Consider the following 24,618-nt stretch of genomic DNA (forward strand, 5'->3'; position numbering starts at 1 on the left):
CACGATAATCATGCTATATCACGGGCCTGGGTAGCAATACCTGATTATTATGACTCATAATCGTGACGACTACCAAATATAACGGCTCATTACCAATGCGCTCATTTTTTATTTTCTACACTTTGAATTTTTAATGCTAAGGCTTCTCTTATGAAAATCGATTTACATTGTCACAGTACTTGCTCCGATGGTACTTATGCACCAACGGAAGTAGTACAGCGTGCCCATGCGGCTGGCGTCAATGTATTGGCATTGACCGATCACGATACGCTGGCAGGGATTGATGAGGCGCGTGCGGCTGCCATTGCCTGCGATATGCAGCTGATTAATGGGGTTGAGATAAGCTGTGAGCACACGCTCAGTGGTGGTTATGGCAAAAATAAATCAACCAATAAAATCATCCATGTGCTGGGGCTAGATTTCACCGATCGCGAAAAAATGCATGCAACGCTGCAGCAATTGCAGGATAGCCGCGCCACTCGTGGTCAACGAATCACTGAAAAGCTCAGCGAGCTATTAGATATTAACTATGATGAGCTGTGGCAAGCCGTACTTGATAAAGCTGGCGGCAATCCGCAAGCAGTCGGGCGTGCCCATATTGGTCAAGTATTGTTTGAGCGCGGTGAAGTCAAGACGGTACAAAAAGCCTTTGATAAGTATTTGGCAGATAATAAGCCCGCTTATGTAGCAATCGAAGCGCTCACGATGCAGCATGGGATTGAGCTGATTCAGGCTTGTGGTGGCAAGGCAGTGTTGGCGCACCCTACGCGCTATCAGCTTTCAGCCACCCGTGTGCGTAAGCTGATTGAGGAGTTTGCTAATCTTGGTGGTGATGCCTGTGAGCTGCCAGCGACCAGTGAACCAATCAGCACGCGTAGAATGGTTGATCGCAGTATCGCTGAGCACAATCTTGTCACCTCGATCGGCAGTGACTTTCATGGTAGTAATATGCCGTGGCGTCGTTTGGGCGATGTACCGGCATTGAACCCTGAGCAGCAAGGGGTTTGGCAGTCTTTTGCGATATTGTCTTAGTCTAACGTCAATTGCTGGCTAAGGTGTTAAAAGTCGCCTAACCTGAAGTATCAATTGATAGGCTAGTCAAAAACAAGGCGTCATATGTTGACGTACAAAGCCATTAAATAGGTTGATAACTGCGACAAAAATCGCCACACTAGATGTGTGGTATTCATTTTTATAAATAGAGTTGTCGGTGTTAAATCTCACCTAGTTTACAAAGTGTAGTATTGATACTCGCTTTCTTATCTACTCCAGTTTTTGGAAATGGTAATAAGGTAAAAGCTTATACCATTTATTATTATTGTTGATTTAGGCTTTTGATTTTTACTTAATTGTTTTCATTTCGACTTAATAACCTTCACTATTGCGGTAGCCCTATTATGGCTGTATCGATATCCCATCTAGGCTACAACAAGCTTTCTCAAGCAATTTTTGAGTGGCAAGCTGCTGATAGAACCTCATTATTAGCTTCATTTATGGTGATGGAAGTGTCTTTACACTGGCTGTGGTGTTTGTTCGTTTGGTGGCGCCGCGATGTTTATGATACCTATGTCGATATAGGGCTGCTTTATCCACTATGGTTTGGCGTGACACTGGTGGCTTTATTTTTATTATGGATGACAACTCACTTTTCACCTATCAAAAAAAACAATCGTAATTTGTATAAATGGCAAGGCATACTAATCACTGTCTATAGTGTCTATATCGCAATTGTTATTTTAGTGTTAGGGCATAGTAGTTTGGTAGCAGGCGTTTCCTTAGTCGGCGGTGCAATGCTAGGGATGATGCTTATACGTCGGCGCTATGTATGGCGAGCGTTTTTAGGGCACGTAGCCATTATTTTAGCAGTCACATTTATTCCTTATTTTGGCGTCACTTTGCCCAATCTGCGTCAAATGACCCTTACAGTTGTTCCTCTCGATACTTATAGTTATATCAACTATAGTGAAATGACGATGATCGAAAACGCCATCTCTGCCTCTATTTTTAAAAATGGCACGCTACATTGGGACAGTGTTAATCAATTGCGTCGATCTTCCGCTTTTTTTTGGCGTTCGACACATATTTATATGGCGCTACCAAAAGCTATTTTTATCATCTATATGTTTCGTATCTTGTTACTAATACTAGATGACAGTAAAAAAGAAATTTTGCAGCATGCCAATCAAGATGAGTTAACCCAGCTAAAAAGCCGCCGTTATGGTCTGACGCAAATGCAGCAGGTGCTGAAGTCAGTAGAAGATCATCAAGACATCAGTATTATTTTATTGGATTTGGATTGGTTTAAGGATGTCAATGATAGCTACGGTCATGAGGTAGGGGACCGAGTTTTGGTAGAGGTTGCGCAGACGCTCCTGCAGTCTTTAACTGATGAAACAATCGTGAGTCGCTATGGCGGTGAAGAGTTTTTGATTGTATTGCCAGATACGAATCACGACACAGCTATGATAATTGCTGAACAATTACGGCGCGTTATTGCTAAACATATCATCACGGTCGATGATAGTATTATCTTTAGTGTGACCGCCAGCTTGGGACTATATACACTGACCCATGACGAGCGTACTTGCATAAAACAAGCCTGCGAAACTCTGAACAAAAAAGAAGCAGCGCAGTCGCTTGCTAAACCGCAAAGAATTAGATCATACAGCAGTAAACACGGGAGTCGCCAAACGCCTACAGCGCAGCTACCTCACGATATTTGCCAGCGCTTAATTTGTATGGCGGACAAGGCTTTATACGAAGCCAAAGACTGTGGACGTGATCAAGTGGTGAGTGCCAACGAGATGTTGGCAGAAAATAATAATATTGCGGCGCTCTACGGCACATAACTAGCTGCCATAGTTCAAGGATCGAATACGCTTTAGTATATTAATTGTTTTGTTACGCTTGCCAAGACACTCGTCGCAAAACTACCTGTCGTTAAAGTAAAGCTGAGTACCAATGTTTGCGCCTCATCTTTATCCTGCCATTCCCAAGACAGCGCTTCAATAGGTAGGCGCAGCGCGCGTCGCTGTGCTTTTATATCACGCTGCTCTAAGCCATTTGCTAAGCGAGCTAGTAGCGGATTTTGCTGAATCACGTTTTTTTCAATATTTGCCGCCACGCCGCTGACTTTATCATTATCCTTGCCCCATAACGCAGCAGTGGGATGAATATCACCCGTCTCAAGGCGTGTACGTAACGTGTCGTCTATGGCTTCGCTAGTAAATATTGATCCTGAACCCTCTAAGTTAAACACTTCACCTGCCAGCCCAGTATTCCAGCTACCATCACGCACTCGTGTGGCCAAAATCTCATTAAAAATCAAGCTACGTGCGGCAGACAATTCCATCGTGTTTTGCTCACGTGGTGCGTGCTTGCGTTTGCTCTTTTTGGGTTGTGGTCGACTTTGTTGCGGTGGGCGCGCAAACAGTGATAATGCTTCTCTGACATTATTGCCATTTCGTCCAAAGCGCTGAGGACCAAAATAATTGGGTACGCCAGTTGTAGCGATATTTTCTAAATGCCGCTCGACATCTTGCTTTGCCGATAATAGTTGCTCAGGCACTGGCAATGTTGTATCAAAATCAGCAAAGCGGATATCACGCAAGGTGATGATAAATTGATTGGCGCGATGCGTGCCGCGATTGAGCTTTTTATTATGCCATTGCTGGTCGAGGATAGTGACCGATTCATCAGCTCCGATATCGACTGGTGCAAATTCAGATGTTGGTAATTGCTTTTTTGGTATTCTTAAACTAAACCACTGCGTTGTCAATGCATGGCGATCTTTCAGACCTGAATAACCGACATCGCGCAGAGGAATCTCTGCCCACTCTGACAGCAGTTTGGCAAGATAAGCGGTATTCATCCCTGATTTTTGGATATGCAGCCATAAATGCTCACCTTCGCCTGTGAATTCGAGCGGCAATAGCTCGTTAACGATAAAGTCTGTTGCGTGGGCTTTATAGGTTGCTTGCTGTACAGGCGGTTGAATAGGCTGCGGTAACTGCGCAGTATCCGTCGCTGCGGTAATATCGATACTTGCCATATCAAACTGCTCATTATTAAACGACCCATTAGCAGGTAACTCGTTATCAGGTTGAGTGCTTTCAAGAGCAGATTGAGGGCTGGCGTTCATATCGGTCATGTCATCACGAGAAGTCATAAGGTCGTCTTTTATGTTGAGGATAAGAGTTAAAAAGAATGGGTAAGCATAGGGATTAACAGTTAAAGATTACGTTTTGCAACGCAGGAAACATACAAAAAAACAGCGTGTGTGAAAGTGTCTTGCTACTATCAATGCGTAGCGTTTTAAAAAAGCATTTAAATAAACACATCGAGAACAACATTTTTCGTTGAAACTGGCTGATGCGATATGCTTATTTTCAACACGTTTGATTCAGGAAACCATTATAACTGTTAAGGAAGACTTATGACCAATGCAACGATTCACACAGTGACTATTAATAAGGCCGATATTGCCAGTGGCGGCATGAAATCGTACAAGCAAGATGATGATAGTATCCTTTTAATTACCCGTGACGACGATGAGTTTCAGGCGTTTGATGGTAAATGCCCGCACGCAGGCGCAGATTTAGGCACAGGCTTACGTTGTGGCAATCGCGTGGTCTGTCCTTGGCATCATGCGACTTTTGATAGCCGCGATGGGACGCTATTAGAGCCAGTAGCGACAGTAGGCTTGACTCAATACGAAGTGATCGATAATGGCGACAGCTTGACGGTGAATACCTCAGCCAAGATAGATAAACAGATTGCAAATGATAAGCTTATCGATACGCATACGCTCATCGTGGGTGGTGGCGCAGCAGGTTTTATGACGGCGCATCAGCTGCGTAACAATGGCTATGGTGGCAAAATTACCTTGATTAGTGCTGATGACAAGGCTCCTTATAACCGTCCATTATTGTCCAAAGCATTTTTAGCGGGCAATATGCCTGAAGAAAAGCTTCTACTGGGCGGTGCAGATTGGGCGAGCAAACACGATATTCATTTGCGCTTGAATCAAACCGTCAGCGAAGTATTGCCCAATGAACGTACGATTGTCATTAAAGATAAAACTGGTCATAGTGACAGACAAACCGCTGATTTCTTAGTGGTCGCAACAGGCGCTGAGCCAAAGATTCCTCCCTTTAAAGGGGCTGAGCTTGATGGCGTTTATACCTTACGTAGTATGAATGATGCCAAATTGATCAAAGCGGCCAGTCACGATCAGCGTGTGGTGATTGTCGGTACTGGCTTTATCGGTATGGAGGTCGCTTCCGCATTGGCACAAGCAGGCACGACGGCTTCTATTACGGTCATCGGACAAAACCATCGCGTGATGGGAAATATCGTCTCTGAAACCGTCAGTAATGCGCTGATCAAGCTGCATGAAGAAAATGGGATTCAGTTTGTTTTTGATGCCAGCGTGACCGAAATCGTTGAGGTCGAAAAAGCGAATGAGAATAGCGGTAGCAATTTCTCACAAGTTGGTGCTATTAAATTAGCAAATGGTGAGCAAGTCGATGCAGACATCGTCATTTTAGGGACTGGCGTAGCACCACGTACAGAATTGTTCGAGGGAGTAAACGCGCCAGATGGTGTGCAAGTGGATGAGCATTTGCAGCTGCGTGAGGGTGTTCATGCATTGGGCGATATTGCGAAAGCTTCTGGACAAATGGGGCGCATGCGCATTGAACATTGGCGCGTGGCCTTGCAACATGGCTTAGTGACTGCGGCTGCGATATTAAATGATGATAGTATCAACTCGCTCGACGCACGTATCCCTTTCTTTTGGACGATGCAATATGGTAAGAGCCTACGCTATAGTGGACATGCGAAGACACCCGATAATAATATCTTGTTTGGTTCACCAGATACGTTAGATTATATCGAATACTACTTTGATGATGATGGGGAAGACACACGTGCTAGTGCGGCTAGCACTTTAGGGCGTGATAAAGAATTGGTTGCCTTTTCTGAACTACTCCGCCGTGGTCATGCACCAACGCGTGCACAGCTCAATGCAGGATTTAATATTATCGACCAAGCACAGGCGTTATCGCCCTAGTACTCAAGATGGATACATATTACTATTAAGGCTGACCTATCGATTTGGGTCAGTTTTTTTAATATAAACAAGGAAAGGAAAAACTATAATATGAATAAAAACCATATAGATAAAGACCACTTGGATAGAGAGTCGGTATTTTTACGACAAGCGCAAGCCGATGATATTAATGCACTTGAGCAATTGTTAAATCGCTGTTATCGCGAGACATCAGGCTGGACCAATGAGGCGGATTTAATTGGTGGTATTCGAACCACGCCAGCCGAGCTCGCTGCCGTAATCAATGACCCTAATCACTATTACTTCGTTTATCCAAAAACGACAACGGGCGACCGTGATGGAGAGGAAACGGGTGAGATACTCGGTTGTATCGCTGTCGATATCAAAACCGATACTGACTCAAACCACAAAGCCTATATCGGTATGTTTGCGGTGCATCCTGTGTTGCAAGGGAAGGGTGTTGGCAATGTGATTTTACAAGCCGCAGAAACCTTCGCTACTCGTCATCTACAGTCAGATGGGCAAGCAGCTGATAAAAAAACAGCGCATTTGACTATGTCTATTTTAAGCCATCGTCCTGAGTTGTTGGCTTACTATCAGCGCCGTGGTTATCAATTGAATGGCAATAAAATGCCGTTTCCAAACGATGGTAATAATGGCGAGCCAAAGCGTGAAGATTTAGAACTATTAGAACTAGAAAAAATGGTTATTTAATACAGTCGATCTGCTTGAATCAACCCCAAAAATGACCAAAGGTCATAAATAGCCCAACACTGAGCAGTATAAATGCCACGATAATTAAGCGCTTGAACCAGTTAAAAGCAGGCAAGCGCGTGGCATTGTCATCAGACATCAGATACGCAAACAAAAATAACAAGCTTGCTGCCAAGGTCATAATTCCCAGACCAATTGGTAATATAAAAAAGTACACCTGCCACACAGTCATCTCTCAGCGGTCATTGTTAAGCGCATCATAGCAGTATCGTGAATGTGCTGTCAGTATGAGCCGCACTTTAATTCTTTCATCTCACTTGCATTATAAGAGCTATTCATCATAAATCTGAACTTATATTCTAAAATTAAGTTGGGCATTTCGAGGTAGTTCTGTATAGTGAAGTAATATTACAGATACATTGAGATTGACATGACTAATCTAAAGAAACTGGCAGTCATCGCATTACTGACACCGCTATTTGCCGCATGCTCTAATGCACCTTCTGAAAGCACAGTTGAAGGCCTAATCGAAGCACAATACGAGCAAGCCAATAGCATGATGAACGATGCGATGGCGAACGCAGGCAATGATGAGATGGCAAAAGCCATGAGCGGCATGATGGAAGGTATGATGCCAAAGCTTGAACGCGTCGAGAATATCAACTGTGACACTGTCGAGGGTGACAATACTTATATGTGTACCGCTGATATCACCCAGACGATCGCGGGGGAGAGCCGCACTAATAAGACCAATTTTAAGGTCTATCAAGTGAATGATGAATGGGTGTTGGGTAATTAACACTTCGATATACAGGCTGCTTTAATAACTTAAAATAAAAAGGACGCCTAATAAGCATCCTTTTTTTTAATTGCTAAAATTGTGGGTGATCTCGCCCAGTCTGTCCAGCAGCTAATGACTAACGCATTTGACTAACGCATTGTCACAAACTCTTCTGAACCAGTTGGATGAATGGCAACCGTATTGTCAAAGTCGGCTTTAGTCGCGCCCATTTTGATAGCGACCGCAAAGCCTTGAATCATCTCATCGACGCCAAAGCCAAGGCCGTGTAGACCAATGACTTTTTCATCATCGCCCAAGCACACCAGTTTCATCATACATTTCTGACGATGCTGGGTCACCGCGCTATACATAGAGGTAAATGTTGAGTTATAGCATTTGATATTGTCTTTGCCATAGCGCTCAACTGCATCGATTTCAGACAAGCCAATCGTACCAATAGCTGGGTGGGTAAAGATAACCGTCGGTATTAATGTATAGTCTAAATGCTCGTTAGGCTTATTGTTAAACAAGCGCTCTGAAAGCCGTCGACCTGCTGCAATCGCCACTGGTGTCAAATCAACACTATTTTCGATAATATCGCCGACCGCATAGATGTTCTTAACATTGGTATTTTGGAACTTATCGACTTTGATTTTGCCCGTTTCGGTCGTTTCTACCCCTGTCACTTGCAGGTTGATATTGTCTGTCGATGGCGCACGACCAATCGCCCAAATCAAGCAATCTGTCGTGTCTAGGCTACCATTTTCGGTACACAAAGTCAGGCTACCATCTTCGTTTTTATTGACTTCCGTGAGCGTAGTATTGGTATGCAATTGAATACCGTCTTGCTCCATCTCTATGAGCAATGCTTCTACTACACTGTGGTCAAATGAGCGTAGCGGTGAGTGCTGGCGTACGTATAAATGTACTTCAGCGCCCAAACTGTTCAACACACCTGCGATTTCGACAGCGATATATCCAGCTCCCACAATTGCCACGCGTTTTGGCAAATGGTTCAAGGCGAAAAAGCCGTCAGAATCGATACCGTATTCTGCGCCTTTAATATCTGGCTGAATCGGATGACCGCCTGTGGCAATCAAAATATGGTCGGCAGTAATAAGTTCGCCATTCACTTCTACGGTATTGGTATCGACAAACTTAGCAAAGCCTTTGATTACTTCTACGCCATTTTTTGCCAAGTTATTGTCGTAAGAACGATGAATATTTTCGATATATTGTTGACGGCTTTGCACCAGTTTTTGGAAGTCAAAACCTTTAACATCTACATCGAACCCATAGTCTGGCGCATATTTATGAATGGCTTCGGCAATTTGCGCGCCATACCACATCACTTTTTTGGGAACGCAGCCCAAATTCACACAAGTGCCGCCCAGTTTGTTGGCTTCGATAATGGCGCATTTTTTGCCATAACTAGCTGCACGGTTGATTGAAGCAATGCCACCGCTGCCGCCGCCAATGGCGATATAATCATAATGTTTGGTCATAATGAGGTCTCTTTATTAAGTTATTATTGGTACTATTTTGGACTCTACTATAATGGGTCTTACCATCCATCCTACAAGTTTTTTATGGTTAGGGTATGTTGAATGACTTGGGTACAACCAGTATTCAACTAGGCATAGACTCGCATTTAGATATTTCAGCCTGTCTAACTGACCCAAACCCACCTAAACAATGGGACGACGTCTATAAAATAACAGCCCCGGAATGGATAAACCCAGTACCAATCCTGAGGTCACAAACAACGCTTCAAACAAATACACCATCATTTGGCTAAATAATTCGTCCGAATAGCCAAAGTAACCAATCTGTACCATACTCACCATCGCCTTATAAGCGGCGATACCGGGCATCATACAAATGACACTTGGTGAGATTAAGGCTTTGGGTGGCAGGGTATATTTCTTAGAAAAATACACGCCAAAAAAACTGGCGAGCATCGCGCCAAAAAAGCTGGCGATCACAAGATGGACATGCTGATACACCAGTGCAGTTTTTAGCCCAAATCCCAACGCCGTCATTAGCAGACATGGCAAGATATAGCGTTTGGGTACGCTAAACATCAGCGTCCAACCAAGGGTAATGATGCAAGACAGCAAAACGGTCTCAATAAACCACATCTAAAACCCCCAGTGCTGTATGCGTAGTAACACCAGCGCCATCACGATGCCAACACACGCGGACAAAGTGAGCATATAGGTAAAGACTGCACGACCAACGCCAATATTGACATAGCCTTTTAAGATATCGGATAAAGAATTAATCAGCGGAAAGCTGGGAATCAGTAGCAACACGCTAGAGGCCACCGCAATATCGGCATTATTGCCAATATCAAAATAATACGTCGTCGCGCCAATGAGTGAGGCAATAAAAGCCGTCACAATGACGGTGATAAAAGGGTTAAAGTGGTGTTTGGATAGATAAATACGGGTAAACATCGCTACCATACCTGCGATAAATGTCACCGCCGTAATCGACCAGCTGCCGCCATTCAGGTAAGCAAACGCCGCACAAGAAGCGCCGACAAATATACTGACTAGCCATGTCGGATATACCGTTTTATCCAACTCATCAAACGCAAGCGTCGTGCGGTCAATCAACTCATTGCGATCAACAGTTGCTTCCGTCTTATTGACGATTTGCTGGATTTGTACCAATAAATTGACATTAATACTCTGATTGATCGTGTCTCGGGTGGTGGTGATACAGCGTTCATCACAAATGGTGGTCAGGGTAATGGCATTGAAGTTCAGCGAACATTCGACGCTGTTCATTCCCAAGGCAAGCCCCAAGCGTTTGGATAAGTCCACCACCACGGCAGACTCAGCGCCATACTGCATAAGGAGTAAGCCGCAGCGTACGCATAGTCGAGTTATACGCTGCTGCTTGACGTAGCTGATAGAGGTCATGGGTGAGATACGCAGGTTGGTTGGCGATTGATACGCTATTATAAAGGGTATGCATGCTGAAGCGCAGACATTATCGGATATTATATTTGATGCTACTATAAAATATAAAATTTTTGGCAAGGAGAATAAAATGCATATCGCGATTTTGACATTGACGTTTTCATTGCCCGGATGCGGCTCATTAAAAGAAAAGCGCCAACGTATGGGCGGCTTGCACGCACGCTTTGGTAATACACCAAGCGTCGCGGTCTGTGAGAGTGGCGGCCGCGCGCGCCATGATGCTAGCGAGTGGACGTTTGTGATTGTAGGACTGTCTAAACGTGAGATCGAGTCGCAATGTAGTCAAATCGAGGAAAAGATAGAACGTACAGTAGATGCGCGGGTAATGAATGTTGAGCGGGAGTTTGTTTAGGTTGGCTTTATACCTGTAGAGACCTTTTTTTTCTAGGCAACTATTTTAGTCAAAAGCTATAATAGCTATGACTAGAACAGGTTTTTTGTTAAATTATCAGTACTACTTAACCACATTTTGATAGGCGCTTCACTCTCTGGACTTACACTTGTTTTTTCATTCAAAAGCTCTATTATCCACTGTCTTACTTCTTCTCTTTTTCCTTCAATCTCATTTAGTACTGGATGCAAAAGGATTGAGTGAATAAAATGCTTTCGATATTTTTTATCATCAAGATCTGCCCAAACTAGTTCTTTTAAAATGTCCTTATCTATCATTGATATGATATCTTTATCACTAGAATTCCACCCATTACGATTATTGTCATGAAATTTTAAGAATATGGTAGAAATAAGACTAGATTTGATATTTGATATCCTATAATTTTTAATTTCATTTTTGATAAAATCATAGAAGCGGTCTTGGGGCTGCCTGTCGAACCGATACCAGTTATCAATAGAAGGTTTTGATTGTGATGATTTTATTTCATTTTTGATAAACTGCTTAGTGTGACTCTCTAACTGTTGCGCTAAATCTGCCCTATTACAGTTTTCAAGTATGTCGCAATAAAAGCTAATATTATTCATCTCAGATTTTTGAATTTTAGTACAGGCCGAATAATATAGGCGTTCACAGAAATCAGGCTGAAGTTCAAGGCTATGAAATTCACCTATAACTTGTTCATGAGCTAATTCATCTTGAAGTTTTGTCTCTGATAAGACGTCTCTTTTCAGTAAATTTCCTATAGACTCTTCTGAGATATCATGGCTAGTAAGCATACTTATGATATGCGTAGTCCAATTATCAAACAAAAATAAAGGATAAAACGCATCTAGGTAACGCCTAAAAGCCTTGAGCTTATCACTCTGATTTAAAAAATCATCATCCGACATTATGATGAAATTTCTATTACTATCATGAAATAAGTCTAAGGTAGCTTTGAAAGAACTCTTATCGTCATCTAGCGGTATTTCTGGTTGAAATTCATCTATCCATCGGATAATTAGAAGGTTTTTCAGTATATATTCTTTACTGGTTTTGCTAAGGGAGTCTATGTTTTCGATGATTTGTTGATAATTATTGAATACCTTATTATAAAACCTTAAGTTTTTGACCCTTATTGTACGATAGAATAATTGCATGACATCTAACGCAAGCTCATCTGTAATAAAAGTTTCTAGTATGTCTAGGTTATCATCAAGAATAAGAACTTCATCAAGTACCTTTTCCTTGTATTCTTGAAATTGCTCACTCGCTTTAGCTTCATGTAGAATTATAATAACTTGGCAGTTTTTCTCTAGTTTTAGATCGTTGACTAAACCCATAACATCTTTAAGTGATAGACTATCTGAAATTCTTTCAACATCATCAATGCAGATAACAGTATTAGATACTAAGCTAGAAAGAGCACTAGTTATGAGGCTCTTACCTATATTTAGACTTAGGCCTTTTCCTTGTATGCTAGATAGATCCACAGTATCTAAGGCTTTATTAAATAGTGATTTAGCTCCTTGCATTCTGTCTTCTGACTGATCAACTTTATGAGTTTTAACTGCTATTTCATATTTTAAAGACTCTAAAGAGTCAATGCCGAACAGAGATACATAAGCATATTTTCTTAGTTTAAATTGGTCATGATATTTTTTCTTAAAACTATTCCAAAATTGCGTTTTACCAATACCCCATTCGCCAGTCAGTGCAATAACAAATGAGCTTTTTTTATCAAGTAAATCTAAAAGTCGTTTCTCAAGATTTTCTACATTTGCCATCGCCGGTTACCTACACATGTTCTTAAATTGATAATGATATTAACACCAAAATCAAACCTCTACCCAACAAAAAAAGGCCACCCTATAAAGAGTAGCCTTTTATCAATAACTAACCAACTTGTCTTAGCTTACGTCTTTTAACCCTTGCTCAAGCATGGGCTTTAAGAATTCACCCGTATATGAGCCTTTTACTTCTGCCACTTCCTCAGGCGTGCCTTCAGCGATGATGAGTCCGCCACCTTTACCACCTTCAGGGCCAAGATCGATTACCCAATCCGCGGTTTTGATGACATCTAAGTTATGCTCGATGACCACGATGGTATTGCCCTTATCGCGTAGGGTATGCAGGATATGGAGCAGCTTATAGATATCATGGAAATGCAAGCCAGTGGTTGGCTCATCCAAGATATAAAGCGTCTGTCCCGTATCGCGTTTGGCAAGCTCACGTGCCAGTTTGACACGCTGCGCTTCACCGCCAGAGAGCGTTGGTGCAGACTGACCCAAACGAATATAGCCAAGACCGACATCCATCAACGCTTGCAGACGACGATAAATCGCTGGAATCGCTGAGAAGAACTCAACCGCATCTTCAACGGTCATATCGAGTACTTCGGCGATGCTTTTGCCTTTATAGTGAATCTCTAGGGTTTCGCGGTTATAGCGTTTGCCTTCACAGGTATCGCATGGCACGTACATATCCGGCAAGAAATGCATTTCAACTTTGATAAGACCATCACCTTGACACATCTCACAGCGTCCGCCTTTGACATTGAAGCTAAAGCGACCTGGCTTATAACCACGAGCGCGCGCTTCTTGCGTTTGAGCAAACATCTCACGTACAGGGGTAAATACGCCAGTATACGTCGCTGGGTTTGAGCGCGGTGTACGACCGATGGGGCTTTGATCGATATCGACCATTTTGTCCAAATGCTCAAGACCACTAATGCTTTCAAACTTATCGGCAATCAGGGTTGAGGCGTTATTTAACTGTGTCGCTGCCAATGGCATAAGGGTACGGTTAATCAAAGTTGATTTGCCCGAACCAGATACGCCAGTCACACAAGTCATGACGCCAACAGGGATGGTCAAATCCACATCGTGCAAGTTATTGCCTGATGCGCCTTTTAGCTCGATGGTCATCGGTACTTTTTGGGGTTTGGCCTTACCTTTGACTTCGACGTCCATGGTTTTGGCTTTGTGACGAACGGCTGGAATCTCGATGCGCTTTTTGCCAGACATATATTGTCCAGTCAGCGATTCTTTGTTTGCCATGATGTCATCGACCGTACCCTGAGCGATCACATGACCGCCATGTACACCCGCGCCGATACCGATATCGATTACATGATCTGCTTGGCGAATGGCATCTTCATCATGCTCAACGACCAGTACGGTATTGCCCAAATCACGCAAGCGCGTGAGGGTTTTTAGTAGACGATCATTGTCACGCTGATGCAGACCGATTGATGGCTCATCAAGTACATACATGACACCCATCAGACCTGCACCGATTTGGCTAGCCAGACGAATACGCTGTGCTTCACCGCCCGATAGTGTCTCGGCAGAGCGGGCAAGAGTGAGATAATCCAGTCCAACGCTGACGAGGAAGTTTAGACGCTCATTAATCTCTTTAAAGATTTTTTCTGCGACTTCACCTTTGTGACCGCCAATTTTTAGCGTTTTATAATAGTCAGCCGCATCACCAATAGAGAGCTTAACGATGTCGGCGATGGTCTGGTCATCGACACGCACGTTGCGTGAGATTTCGTTCAAACGCGCACCATCACAGACATTACAAGTGGTATCAGCCAGATACTTGGCCAGCTCATCACGGACGAGATTACTTTGCGTCTTAGCATAACGACGCTCTAAGTAAGGAAGCACGCCTTCAAATGGTACGGTCTTATTCGTCTTACGACCGCGTTCATCGGTAAAGTTAAAGGTCAGCTTTTCTTTACCAGAGCCATTCATGATAAGGTTTTGCTGCTCTTTAGACAGATCCTGCCATGGGGCATCCATATCAATTTTGAAATGATTGCAGACCGTGCTAAGCAAGCCAAAATAGTACGCATGACGTTTATCCCAACCATTGATTGCGCCTTGATTGAGCGATTTTTCATGATGGGTAATGAGTTTTTCAGCGGCAAAGTATTGGCGTTTGCCAAGACCATCACAGCTAGGGCATGCGCCATATGGATTGTTAAAACTAAACATACGTGGCTCAAGTTCAGGCACCGCACGATCACAGACAGGGCATGAATGCTTGGCTGACATGACTTGGTTTTCGTCGCCACCTTCTTTTGGATTGCCATCCATAAAGTGTAGCGTCACCAGCCCTTGACCCAAGCGTAGCGCAGTCTCTAAGCTCTCAGCGACGCGGTTGCCCAAGTCGTCACGAACTTTAAAGCGATCGACCACCACTTCGATGGTATGTTTTTTCTTTTTATCCAGAGTCGGTAGCTCATCAGTGTCATAGACGTCGCCATCGACACGCACACGGACAAAACCTTGTCCAATCAGTTGTTCCAGTAGAACAGTATGCTCACCTTTGCGCTCACGAATCACCGGTGCCAAGATCATGAGTTTGGTATCTTCTGGCAATGCCATGACTTGATCGACCATTTCGGTGACCGACTGCGCGACCATTGGCTCGCCATGCTCAGGGCAGTACGGCGTACCGATACGCGCATAGAGCAGACGCAGGTAGTCATAAATCTCGGTAATCGTACCGACGGTTGAGCGCGGGTTATGGTTGGTCGATTTTTGCTCGATAGCAATCGCAGGGGATAGACCTTCGATGCTATCAACTTCCGGTTTTTCCATTTGCGAGAGGAACTGACGAGCGTATGCTGATAAGCTCTCGACATACCGACGTTGCCCTTCAGCATAAAGCGTATCGAATGCTAATGAAGATTTACCAGAGCCAGATAGGCCAGTGATTACCACAAATTTATCTCGTGGAATGTCTAAATCGATGTTTTTTAAATTATGAGTACGTGCGCCGCGTATTGCGATATGGTCATGTGCCATCGTTTATGGGTTTCCTATTTGCTAAAAGAGTATTGGGAAATATCTCAAATGAAAAGGTAAATACAGATCAGTAAAATTATTGGTTAAAAACGCGAATGATTTCTAAATTTATAATGTTGTTATAAAGAGCTCGGCTATAAAAAATAGTTATAAATAGTGCTTTTATAAAGTGTTCACACATTCATAGAGTAAGGGCTATAAATGTTCATTTACTGTTTTCTTATTTTGCAGTCTTTGATGCGATTGATTTCTGTTCGACTAAGCAAATCTAAATCAAATCAGTGTTAAGTAACAGGCATCGTTTGTTATGGTTTTGACCAAAAATGTCATTTTGTAGAGGAGTTTGTCGTTTAAACTGTCGTTCGAGCTAATGAGTAATAATGTTTACAACGCCTTACTTTATTGTTATGGCGACCGCATTATTCAAGGTGTGATTGCGCATCTGACGCAGTTGGTAACAAAATAATCACGTAATATGAATGGCTTGAGCTAAGGGTGCGTTCGATACTGTACGCGTAAGACAAAAGTCTCGGCAACCAAACGGCGAATGTCTTATACTAGGGGGCTTGATTTATAGGCCAGCGCCTTGATAAACCAGTAGTGATAAATCATGGTGCAGCATGAGAGCCAGCAGTGAAAAACAGCAATGATCAACCAGTGAGGCAAGTATGAATAGCGTAGAGAAACGGGCAATCCTCGGAGTGGGTGGCATCTTTGCCTTGCGTATGATTGGCTTGTTTATGATTGTGCCAGTGTTTTCTGTTTATGGTGACAATTATGCACACGCGACGCCGTTTTTGATTGGTCTGGCTGTTGGCGTTTATGGCTTAGGACAGGCAATCTTCCAAATACCGATGAGCCTTGCCGCTGACAAGTTCCCTCGTAAGCCAATTATCTTTTTGGGATTGATACTGTTTGCCATCGGCGGCATGATTGCGGCAAATGCGACGGATATCTATGAAGTGATCATTGGTCGAGCGCTGGCGGGTAGTGGCGCGGTCTCTGCTGTATTGATGGCATTACTGGCTGATGTGACTCGTGAGGAGATGCGTACCAAAGCGATGGCGACGATGGGCTTGACCATTGCGACCTCTATCATGCTTGCCTTTGCTTTTGGTCCATTATTAGTCGGCTCGCTCGGTATCTCTGGGCTATTTTGGTTGACATCAGGATTCGCTATTTTGGCGATGCTGCTGTTGGTTGTTGTACCAACGCCTATGCGCGTGCTCAAACACAACTTAGATAATAAAACCATCGGTCAGCAGTTGGCGACTGTCCTCAAGATTGGCGATCTGAATCGTTTACATATCGGCATCTTTGCGCTGCATCTGACGATGACTGCGATATTTGTGATATTGCCACACCAGCTCAGTGAAGTGTTGGGCTTGTCGGTACGTCAGCAGGGATTGGTTTATCTGCCGCTACTGTTTATCGGCTTTGCAATCGCGATACCATTTATCATCATCGCTGAAAAGAAACGTAAAATGCGCCAAGTATTTTTGGGCGCGATTGCCTTGATGACTGCTGCCTTAGCAATACTTGCGCTGGGTAGTCAGGTCGGCGTTGGTATCATATTTGGCTTGCTGCTGTACTTTATGGGTTTTAATTTACTTGAGGCGACAATTCCCTCGTGGATATCTAAGCGTGCACCAGTTGCCAATAAAGCGACCGCGATGGGGCTTAACTCCTCCAGTCAGTTCTTTGGCGCGTTCGTTGGCGGTGCGATGGGTGGTCTACTATTGAATCAGCCTAATCTGCTAGCATGGGGTATCTTGGCGATTATCATGGGCGCTGCGTTACTGATTATTATTCCAATTGCTCAGCCGCCTTATCTATCAAGCACGACAGTGACGATTCCCAAAAACATTAATATTCAAGATTGGTCAAGGCAGATGCTGGCAGTAGATGGCGTTGATGAACTGGTCGTGATGGCAAAAGAGCAAGTCGCTTATTTGAAACTTGATAAGACACAATTGACGGATGATTCACGACAAACACTATCGCATTTGGCGCAAAGTCCGTTAGACATTTAGTACGCTATATAAGTAATATTTTCAGATTTTTAAAAATAAATAGGCAGAACTGAGTAGACAATAACCGTATAGACAGCCATTATTAATAAGTGACCGCTAAGTATTCATCTCAATTTAAAAGGAATTAATATGAGTAAGTTTAATAAGCTAGCGATAGGTTTTGGACTGTCAGCCACGCTACTGATCTCTGGCTGTGCCACGCAAAATATTCAAGCCTATCAGAACACCACACCGACGCTTGATATGCATGAGTTTTTCTCAGGTCAAATCGAAGGTTGGGGCATGTTTCAAGGGCGTAATGGTGAGGTCAAAAAACGCTTTTATGTCGATATCGATGCGACTCACGAAGGCGATGATGTTATCGTTTTAAACGAAAAATTTTCGTGGGCAGATGGGTCAAAATCGCAGCGCATATGGCGATTAACCAAGCAAGCTGATGGTAGCTGGACAGGCACGGCTGGTGACGTCATTGGTGAGGCAACAGGGGAAGTGGTTGGCAACACATTGCATTGGAATTACTTGCTAGAGTTACCCGTGGACGATAAAACCTACAAAGTAAAATTTGATGATTGGATGTATCTTATCAATGAAAATGTCATGCTCAATCGTTCAGTGATGAAAAAATTTGGCGTAGAGCTGGGCAGTGTCACCTTAAGCATGCACCGCAATAATGAGAGCAATGATTCTAAATAAACTTATAAGAGACAGAGTTAATTTATAAGTCAGTAACTTGTAATAGTATTAATCCGCTTAATAAAATGGCAAAATAGCACTATCATGGTTTTTAAACCCCAAAATTATAATATATATCTAGGCGACATAGATTGTCGTCTCTAATAGATAGTCTGTAGATATTTAAATAAAAATTGATTAAAGTAAAATCATTAATGAATGCGCTTACTTGCACAGTCATTAAAGCGATTCATAAAATTATTCATAAGTAAAAGGACGGTATCATGCGCGGAGTTAATAAAGTTATCATCATCGGTAACCTTGGAGCAGACCCTGAGGCACGTCAATTTAATAACGGCGGTAGCGTGACCAATATCTCGGTTGCAACGTCAGAGCAGTGGACTGACAAGCAAAGTGGCGAAAAAAGAGAAGCGACTGAATGGCATCGCATCTCCCTATTTAATCGTTTGGGTGAAATTGCCGCGCAGTATTTGCGTAAAGGCAGCAAAGTCTATATCGAAGGCAGCTTGCGTACCCGTAAATATCAAGATCCCAATGGTCAAGACCGTTATATTACCGAGATTCGTGCTGAGCAAATGCAAATGCTAGATGGTGCGACTGGTGGTCAAGGTGATAATAGCTTTGGCGGTCAGAATCAAGGTCAAGGTGGTGGCTATGGCAATCAAGGTGGTCAAAGCAATCAAAACAACTTTGGTCAGCAAGCAAACAATCAGTCAGCACAGCAAGGCGGTTATAACCAGCCAGCTGCTCAAGGTGGTCAGAGCAGCTTTACTAATCAAGGTGCACCTGCTCAGCAGAATCAGTTTAATCAACCTGCTCAAAAGCCTGCGCAATCAAAGCCGACAGCAATGCCAGACGGTCCTGTCGATGATGACATTCCTTTTTAATTTATACAATAACAAGATGTTGTATTTATAATCCCGTAGCTCATAGTTATCTGTTAAGAATAATCTATAGAACCCTGCAATTGCAGGGTTTTTTTATGCCTGGTGATAAATGATCTAAAAAAATAAAGCTTCTATAGTGTGCATAAAAGTCATATGAGAGTTAAGGAAGATAGATTTTGCTTATCTCTATGCTGTGCTTTTAAGTAAAACGTTTGTTTGTTTTTATGGTTATGCCATTGCGATTATTTGAAAAATAAAAAATTAATTATTGGTTAGTAAACTATTTAGTAAGAATACAAAGCAAAGAAATATTAGCTTGCTTCATAGAGTTTATAGGTTTTTCTATTCTCATTATTTTATCAAATTTTATATTGAAATTTACGAAAACTACCTTTCATATCCTATATCGACCGTCTGTTCTATTGGATTTAATTAATACTAACGGTCTATTAGACGGGTTGATATAATCCAATCGAATCAACGATTCACACAATATTAAATGTGGGGCTTTTATTTAAAGTGATTTTTATTAATTAATAAAAATTCATCTGGTCGACCGCTTACGATAGGGTTGATGCAATGTAAAAGGTTAAAGCTATCACGCTTTTATAATGAATTGACTATAAGAGTGCCCACCTTACTGCTAGTGCTGAGTACAAACAATGAATAATGGTGATGTGTTTCAAAAAACTGACTTAGGCAGAGAAGAGATTAAATCTCAGAGTCTCGGTATATTGCCGCGTGAAGCGAGAACATTGCTCATTATGATCGATGGCAAGCGCACGTATCAAAGCTATCTCGATACGCTTGACCACAGCAAAATGTTTGCGGATTTTGGCGGCATAGCACCATTGTTTGAGTTGCTGTTAGGGCTTGAGTGTATAGAAATAGCGGGTGCTGCTTCCCAAACATCCACTGCGCCGCAAGCACCAACAGCTTCTCAGCCTCAATCATCGTCACCATCGTTTGAACAAAGTATTGAGACAGAGTTTGATCGTACCTTTAATAATAAAAGTCCCAACAAAATGGCAGCACTAGGCAAGAAATCACTCAGTAGTATTTTCAAGACTAAGCTATCTAGTGCTAGCTACGAAACGATAAAATCGGAGTTGGCCAACTATATTGAAAAAAATGCACCACCAGTAGAAGCCTGGGGTTATTTGTTGAGCCTAGAGCAATGCGGGAATAGCTCGCAATTATTGAGTTTGGTAAAGGAAATACAGAGCACCAGTGGCAGCAATTTATCGCACGGTATGAGTGAATTTATCAAGAAAATTCAACGTTAATATATACACGACTTATTGTACGAAAAAAATGACTTATGCCACAAATAACGGGTTATGAAAGACAATCGCTAGCCTGTTATAGGTGAGAAATTTAGCAAATTAATTGGAGTACTTTGTGGAATTAGCTGAGCTTGCAGAATTAAATCGTCTAAAAATACACCACGGTGAGCATATCATTCTACGCTTAACTTATATTAGCCGTTATAACACCGACAATCCTAAAGGTGAAGTCACTCGCATCCTGACACAAGCTCAGCAAAACAATGAGCGTAACGGTATTACGGGTGCTTTGGTATTTAATCACAATTACTTTTTACAAAGTATCGAAGGGGCGAGGCCAGTCATCAATGAGTTGCTCAGAAAACTGGTTAAAGACGATCGGCATCAAGGCTTGCAAATCATTGAATGCCGTGAAGTTGAGCAGCGTCACTGGAGTAAATGGTCAATGAATTATTTGATTCCGAGTGATGAAAATAAAGGGCTTGCGCTCAAATTTTCGACAGGTACTCAGTTTAATCCTTATTTGATGAATACCAATCAAATCATGATGTTGATTGAGACATTATCAGATCTTCAAGAGCAAGAAGCAGTGCGCGCCGCTACGAAAAAGAAACCATGGTTTTCTATTGGCTAATTGACTGATATTTATAAACGCTAAAAAACCATCACATCCATGATTTTTTATAAGAGATAAGATATGACATCAGCAATGGAAGATGCGCACATTTTGATGAGCATGACATACGCTAGCCGTGCCAACCCAGATGTATCGGCCAAAGACTTCAACGAAATTTTGCATCAAGCACAATTAAACAACGCCGCCAATGGCATCACTGGTATGCTGACATTTAATAAAGATTATTTTTTGCAAACTATCGAAGGGCCAAGAGCACAGATCAATCGTCTGCTATATAGTTTAATTGCTGATCCACGTCATTATGACTTACAGGTTATTGAGACACGTGAATTAAAGCATCGCACATGGTCTAAATGGTCCATGAATTATGCTTCCCCGACTGAAAAAAACGCGGCGATTTATTTAAAGTATTCTACAACGATTGATTTTAATCCGTATTTATTGAGCGCCGAATCAGCCCGCGATTTAATGAGCGAGCTTAGTGATCAGCATGATTAATTAAGGATGTTTTTTATTAATGGGTAGGTAAATATGAAAAAATTGATTGCTATTTTTAATTTTTAGTGGATTTATGTTTATTTAATTATATATTCAGTAGTTTTTATAACATTATTTATAGAGACTGGTTTTATCTTAAAATTAATATCTGTTTATGAATAAGTATTAATAAATTGCCGTTTTTCATTTACCTGATTTTACTATTCGCTGACTTTTGTTATATAAGATATAATAATCTACTGTTGTGATAGCAAGATTTTTTGTTTATATTGTCTACGCCTTCAGGTATTGTGGCTAACAATATTTTATTTGGTTGAAAAAATATCGATTTTTGACATTCATCGTTGTATTTAATGATGAATAAGTCATTCTTAGTTCTTAATAGTGAATAAGATCTATTAAGGTTATATTTTTTATCTTACAGTTGGATTTACTATGAGCAAAAATACCGCCATTGATTTAGAAAACCTAAACGTTGATGAGCTACGCGCCATCACTGAAAATGCCCAGCAGCTTATTGCCAAAAAACAACATCAGCGTTTGTATGATGCTTATATGCAGTTTGAAAAAATTGCAGAAGACAGCAGTGCCTCTATCGAAGAGATTTTGAAAGCTGGTGAAACACTAGAGAAAAAACGCAGCATTAAGTATCGCAATACTGACAACAACGAAGAAACGTGGACTGGCCGTGGTCGTAAGCCAACGTGGTTGGTTGAAGCACTAGCAGCAGGTCGTAGTATCGAAGATTTTGCTATCTAATCGTTTAGTGGTCAACAAGATGATGTCGGTTTAGATTCAGCAAGGTGCAATTTTAATTAAATATTCTTTTAATTAAGCAGCATTTTAACTAAGCAGTGTTTGAACTAAGCACAAAGCAAAATCTACTCTGATTATCGGGCTTATTACGCATAGTTTTTTGTAATTATACCGTTTGATCGTAATAGCCTTTCAGTCTTATAAGCCGATAAAAGCCAGTATCTTTATTGCCATTATTTTGGTAAAAAGATACTGGCTTTTTTTCTGTCATCTGTATGCCATTGTTTGTTATGATAATGACGTTTTTGTCTTATATAAGAGTTATGCAACCGTGCCCCAAGTATCCACGTCGTCTTATAAGCGCCCTCGTAAGCTGTGGTGGCTGGTTGGGTTTGTATTATTTGCATTATTTGCTGTGTTGCAAATGCCAGCGGCGTGGCTGCTTGAAAAGTATGCTCCGGAAACGCCTTATATACAGCATGTGTCGGGTAATTTATGGCAAGGCTCAGTCATTTGGCAAATACCTTTAGCAGCGACACCGCTCACAGGTACGGCAGAATGGTCGTGGCAGCCATGGCATTTGTTATTGGGTAAGATAAGTGCAGAGGTCGATATCACTTCAGCCCAAACTCGCCTCAATGGACAAGTAAAAATAGGCACCAGCTCGTGGCAAGTGGATAATATGAGCGGCAAGATAGCACCTGAAACTTTGGCAAGTGTGGTTGATTGGCAATTGCCCAATACACCGATTCAGGTCAATAACGTCTCGCTCACCCGCCAGTCTGGCTCAAGTGCCAAAGCGGACAATGATTCAACAAAAAATCCATCTGGTTTCAGTCAAGCAGATGGTCAGCTGACATGGGTCGGCGGTGAAATAGGCTATCCTAGCGGCGGCAAGGTTTTTTATCTGACCATGCCTGCCATGCGTGCTGAGCTAAGTGCTGAGCAAAAAAACAATAAAAACCTACTCCATATCAATTTATTAAACAACCAAGATAAGCGCTTGGGCGACTTATATATCGATGGCGATAATATGTTGGATGTCAGTTTGACGCAGCGTTTATTAGAAAGTATGCCTGAATATAAAGGACAAGCACCCCAAGATACACCAGTCGTCAGTGTGCGTCAGCCGCTGCTAAGTGGGCTGGGGACACGCTAGATGATGAATGTTTCTACCACGTTAAAACCTGTGCTCAACACCCTCAATCGATTCTCAGGTTGGGTGTTATTGTTGGCTGTTGTTTGGCTATGCTGGACAGCGGCTCGACTATTATGGTTATTGCTCGCAGCCCCATTGGCACCAACATTGCCACTAGCGCCTTTGCAAAACACATCGGCATCTAGCAAGGACTACAGTGGTTTATTTGCTATTTTTGCAGATCCTGATCCTATTGCAGCAGCAGTGCAGCCACCGCCCAATGTCAATCTAAAAGGGGTTCTGTTAGCAATGCCAGAGAGCATGTCTTCAGCACTATTGGATGTCAATGGTGAGGTAACAAACTATCGCATCGGTGATGCGCTAAAAGCCAGTGGGTATACTCTTGTGGCTGTCGATTGGAACTCAGTCATCATCGCTGATGCCAGTGACAAGCAAACCGTCATTAGTATGCCAGCAGCGATGCCATTAGATCAAAGCGACATGATCGCAGGTGCCGTGAGTAATCAGCGCTTGCCAGACAATAGCATGTTGCCTACCGCCCCTCAGCCTACACAAAATACTGAGGAGGAGTCCACTGCGACAGGCATTGACAGTAGCCCGCAATCCGCTATCGATGAGGCAGTGACAGCATTGCAAGAAAACCCCGCCAGTTATTTGAGCAGAATGGGGGTTATGGCAGCAGGGGAAAGTTATCAAGTGACGCCTGCAATGCCAGCAAAGCTGCGTAATCGCCTAGGACTTGAGCCAGGTGATAAAGTGCTAACGGTCAACGGTCAAAGCGTGGGTAGTAATCCTGCTCAAGATGCTGGTGTGCTGCAACAGGTACAGCAATCAGGTGAGGCGCAAATAGAGGTGCAACGCGGCGATCAAGTCATTACTATTCGTCAGCAGTTTTGAGCACAATAAATGGGTGAGAACTCT

At 42.5% G+C, this 24,618-nt stretch carries 22 protein-coding genes; 15 read left to right on the forward strand and 7 right to left on the reverse strand.

Going from position 1 to position 24,618, the window contains the following annotated elements:
- Window positions 1–150 precede the first annotated feature (150 nt).
- Window positions 151–1,032 (forward strand): PHP domain-containing protein, encoded by an 882-nt coding sequence (locus tag JMX93_RS03550; protein WP_198331832.1) that lies wholly within the window; start codon window positions 151–153, stop codon window positions 1,030–1,032.
- Between the two features lie 365 nt (window positions 1,033–1,397).
- Complete coding sequence (locus JMX93_RS03555; RefSeq protein ID WP_499203871.1) at window positions 1,398–2,849, forward strand: GGDEF domain-containing protein; 1,452 nt, start codon at window positions 1,398–1,400, stop codon at window positions 2,847–2,849.
- A gap of 32 nt (window positions 2,850–2,881) precedes the next feature.
- Here JMX93_RS03555 and truD read toward each other — a convergent pair whose 3' ends face one another.
- Complete coding sequence (gene truD / locus JMX93_RS03560) at window positions 2,882–4,051, reverse strand: tRNA pseudouridine(13) synthase TruD (RefSeq protein WP_499204016.1); 1,170 nt, start codon at window positions 4,049–4,051, stop codon at window positions 2,882–2,884.
- A 384-nt stretch (window positions 4,052–4,435) separates the two neighbouring features.
- Between truD and JMX93_RS03565 the strand changes: the two genes are divergently transcribed.
- Together JMX93_RS03565 and JMX93_RS03570 are read left to right on the forward strand one after the other, a co-directional pair.
- Complete coding sequence (locus JMX93_RS03565) at window positions 4,436–6,073, forward strand: FAD-dependent oxidoreductase (RefSeq protein ID WP_499203872.1); 1,638 nt, start codon at window positions 4,436–4,438, stop codon at window positions 6,071–6,073.
- Window positions 6,074–6,163: 90 nt separating this feature from the next.
- Window positions 6,164–6,787: a GNAT family N-acetyltransferase gene (locus JMX93_RS03570; RefSeq protein WP_499203873.1), complete on the forward strand. Its 624-nt coding sequence runs from the start codon at window positions 6,164–6,166 to the stop codon at window positions 6,785–6,787.
- 19 nt (window positions 6,788–6,806) lie between these two features.
- Here the strand turns inward: JMX93_RS03570 and JMX93_RS03575 are convergent, their stop codons facing one another.
- A complete protein-coding gene (locus JMX93_RS03575; RefSeq protein ID WP_227676031.1) occupies window positions 6,807–6,968 on the reverse strand; it encodes a hypothetical protein in 162 nt (53 codons plus the stop codon).
- Between the two features lie 249 nt (window positions 6,969–7,217).
- On the opposite strand from JMX93_RS03575, the gene JMX93_RS03580 reads away from it, so the two are divergent.
- Entirely contained in the window at window positions 7,218–7,586 is a 369-nt protein-coding gene (locus JMX93_RS03580) for a hypothetical protein (RefSeq protein WP_193011779.1), read from the forward strand.
- Window positions 7,587–7,717: 131 nt separating this feature from the next.
- Here JMX93_RS03580 and gorA read toward each other — a convergent pair whose 3' ends face one another.
- The 3 genes from gorA to JMX93_RS03595 all read right to left on the reverse strand — a co-directional run bounded on the left by gorA (window position 7,718) and on the right by JMX93_RS03595 (window position 10,498).
- Complete coding sequence (gene gorA, locus JMX93_RS03585; protein ID WP_443558200.1) at window positions 7,718–9,073, reverse strand: glutathione-disulfide reductase; 1,356 nt, start codon at window positions 9,071–9,073, stop codon at window positions 7,718–7,720.
- Window positions 9,074–9,256: 183 nt separating this feature from the next.
- Window positions 9,257–9,709 (reverse strand): threonine/serine exporter family protein, encoded by a 453-nt coding sequence (locus JMX93_RS03590; RefSeq protein WP_499203874.1) that lies wholly within the window; start codon window positions 9,707–9,709, stop codon window positions 9,257–9,259.
- The gene (locus tag JMX93_RS03595; RefSeq protein WP_198331872.1) at window positions 9,710–10,498 is read right to left on the reverse strand and encodes a threonine/serine exporter family protein; all 789 of its coding nucleotides are present in this window, start codon (window positions 10,496–10,498) and stop codon (window positions 9,710–9,712) included.
- 130 nt (window positions 10,499–10,628) lie between these two features.
- Here JMX93_RS03595 and JMX93_RS03600 point away from each other — a divergent pair, with 130 nt between their 5' ends.
- Complete coding sequence (locus JMX93_RS03600; protein WP_499203875.1) at window positions 10,629–10,910, forward strand: DUF503 domain-containing protein; 282 nt, start codon at window positions 10,629–10,631, stop codon at window positions 10,908–10,910.
- 71 nt (window positions 10,911–10,981) lie between these two features.
- On the opposite strand, the gene JMX93_RS03605 is transcribed toward JMX93_RS03600, so the two are convergent.
- Window positions 10,982–12,718 (reverse strand): P-loop NTPase fold protein, encoded by a 1,737-nt coding sequence (locus tag JMX93_RS03605; RefSeq protein WP_499203876.1) that lies wholly within the window; start codon window positions 12,716–12,718, stop codon window positions 10,982–10,984.
- Between the two features lie 123 nt (window positions 12,719–12,841).
- Complete coding sequence (gene uvrA / locus JMX93_RS03610) at window positions 12,842–15,748, reverse strand: excinuclease ABC subunit UvrA (protein ID WP_499203877.1); 2,907 nt, start codon at window positions 15,746–15,748, stop codon at window positions 12,842–12,844.
- Window positions 15,749–16,416: 668 nt separating this feature from the next.
- Here uvrA and JMX93_RS03615 point away from each other — a divergent pair.
- The 9 genes from JMX93_RS03615 to JMX93_RS03655 all read left to right on the forward strand — a co-directional run bounded on the left by JMX93_RS03615 (window position 16,417) and on the right by JMX93_RS03655 (window position 24,594).
- On the forward strand, window positions 16,417–17,781 hold the full coding sequence (locus tag JMX93_RS03615; RefSeq protein WP_499203878.1) for an MFS transporter: 1,365 nt from the start codon (window positions 16,417–16,419) through the stop codon (window positions 17,779–17,781).
- 129 nt (window positions 17,782–17,910) lie between these two features.
- Window positions 17,911–18,474 carry a DUF3833 domain-containing protein gene (locus tag JMX93_RS03620; RefSeq protein ID WP_499203879.1) on the forward strand — a complete coding sequence of 188 codons (564 nt, stop codon included), beginning with the start codon at window positions 17,911–17,913 and terminating at the stop codon, window positions 18,472–18,474.
- 263 nt (window positions 18,475–18,737) lie between these two features.
- Entirely contained in the window at window positions 18,738–19,361 is a 624-nt protein-coding gene (gene ssb / locus JMX93_RS03625) for a single-stranded DNA-binding protein (protein WP_499203880.1), read from the forward strand.
- Window positions 19,362–20,023: 662 nt separating this feature from the next.
- Window positions 20,024–20,647 (forward strand): hypothetical protein, encoded by a 624-nt coding sequence (locus tag JMX93_RS03630; RefSeq protein ID WP_499203881.1) that lies wholly within the window; start codon window positions 20,024–20,026, stop codon window positions 20,645–20,647.
- A 115-nt stretch (window positions 20,648–20,762) separates the two neighbouring features.
- Window positions 20,763–21,281: a BLUF domain-containing protein gene (locus JMX93_RS03635; protein WP_499203882.1), complete on the forward strand. Its 519-nt coding sequence runs from the start codon at window positions 20,763–20,765 to the stop codon at window positions 21,279–21,281.
- 63 nt (window positions 21,282–21,344) lie between these two features.
- Window positions 21,345–21,782 (forward strand): BLUF domain-containing protein, encoded by a 438-nt coding sequence (locus JMX93_RS03640; protein ID WP_443558228.1) that lies wholly within the window; start codon window positions 21,345–21,347, stop codon window positions 21,780–21,782.
- Between the two features lie 435 nt (window positions 21,783–22,217).
- Window positions 22,218–22,541 carry an H-NS histone family protein gene (locus JMX93_RS03645; protein WP_193012356.1) on the forward strand — a complete coding sequence of 108 codons (324 nt, stop codon included), beginning with the start codon at window positions 22,218–22,220 and terminating at the stop codon, window positions 22,539–22,541.
- A gap of 328 nt (window positions 22,542–22,869) precedes the next feature.
- Window positions 22,870–23,697: a type II secretion system protein N gene (gene gspN, locus JMX93_RS03650; protein WP_499203883.1), complete on the forward strand. Its 828-nt coding sequence runs from the start codon at window positions 22,870–22,872 to the stop codon at window positions 23,695–23,697.
- Window positions 23,698–24,594 (forward strand): type II secretion system protein N, encoded by an 897-nt coding sequence (locus JMX93_RS03655; RefSeq protein ID WP_499203884.1) that lies wholly within the window; start codon window positions 23,698–23,700, stop codon window positions 24,592–24,594.
- The last annotated feature ends 24 nt before the right edge of the window (window positions 24,595–24,618 follow it).

This window comes from Psychrobacter muriicola 2pS (assembly GCF_904846535.1).
Taxonomy (GTDB): domain Bacteria; phylum Pseudomonadota; class Gammaproteobacteria; order Pseudomonadales; family Moraxellaceae; genus Psychrobacter; species Psychrobacter aquimaris.

Bases quoted from the DNA above. Each gene is read 5' to 3' on its own strand.
- JMX93_RS03595 (WP_198331872.1), bottom strand. From the start codon at position 10,498: ATGACCTCTATCAGCTACGTCAAGCAGCAGCGTATAACTCGACTATGC.
- JMX93_RS03645 (WP_193012356.1), top strand. From the start codon at position 22,218: ATGAGCAAAAATACCGCCATTGATTTAGAAAACCTAAACGTTGATGAG.
- truD (WP_499204016.1), bottom strand. From the start codon at position 4,051: ATGGCAAGTATCGATATTACCGCAGCGACGGATACTGCGCAGTTACCG.
- JMX93_RS03655 (WP_499203884.1), top strand. From the start codon at position 23,698: ATGATGAATGTTTCTACCACGTTAAAACCTGTGCTCAACACCCTCAAT.
- uvrA (WP_499203877.1), bottom strand. From the start codon at position 15,748: ATGGCACATGACCATATCGCAATACGCGGCGCACGTACTCATAATTTA.
- JMX93_RS03590 (WP_499203874.1), bottom strand. From the start codon at position 9,709: ATGTGGTTTATTGAGACCGTTTTGCTGTCTTGCATCATTACCCTTGGT.
- JMX93_RS03615 (WP_499203878.1), top strand. From the start codon at position 16,417: ATGAATAGCGTAGAGAAACGGGCAATCCTCGGAGTGGGTGGCATCTTT.
- JMX93_RS03555 (WP_499203871.1), top strand. From the start codon at position 1,398: ATGGCTGTATCGATATCCCATCTAGGCTACAACAAGCTTTCTCAAGCA.
- JMX93_RS03605 (WP_499203876.1), bottom strand. From the start codon at position 12,718: ATGGCAAATGTAGAAAATCTTGAGAAACGACTTTTAGATTTACTTGAT.
- JMX93_RS03580 (WP_193011779.1), top strand. From the start codon at position 7,218: ATGACTAATCTAAAGAAACTGGCAGTCATCGCATTACTGACACCGCTA.
- JMX93_RS03550 (WP_198331832.1), top strand. From the start codon at position 151: ATGAAAATCGATTTACATTGTCACAGTACTTGCTCCGATGGTACTTAT.
- JMX93_RS03575 (WP_227676031.1), bottom strand. From the start codon at position 6,968: ATGACCTTGGCAGCAAGCTTGTTATTTTTGTTTGCGTATCTGATGTCT.
- JMX93_RS03640 (WP_443558228.1), top strand. From the start codon at position 21,345: ATGACATCAGCAATGGAAGATGCGCACATTTTGATGAGCATGACATAC.
- JMX93_RS03600 (WP_499203875.1), top strand. From the start codon at position 10,629: ATGCATATCGCGATTTTGACATTGACGTTTTCATTGCCCGGATGCGGC.
- JMX93_RS03620 (WP_499203879.1), top strand. From the start codon at position 17,911: ATGAGTAAGTTTAATAAGCTAGCGATAGGTTTTGGACTGTCAGCCACG.
- JMX93_RS03570 (WP_499203873.1), top strand. From the start codon at position 6,164: ATGAATAAAAACCATATAGATAAAGACCACTTGGATAGAGAGTCGGTA.
- gorA (WP_443558200.1), bottom strand. From the start codon at position 9,073: ATGACCAAACATTATGATTATATCGCCATTGGCGGCGGCAGCGGTGGC.
- JMX93_RS03565 (WP_499203872.1), top strand. From the start codon at position 4,436: ATGACCAATGCAACGATTCACACAGTGACTATTAATAAGGCCGATATT.
- JMX93_RS03630 (WP_499203881.1), top strand. From the start codon at position 20,024: ATGAATAATGGTGATGTGTTTCAAAAAACTGACTTAGGCAGAGAAGAG.
- ssb (WP_499203880.1), top strand. From the start codon at position 18,738: ATGCGCGGAGTTAATAAAGTTATCATCATCGGTAACCTTGGAGCAGAC.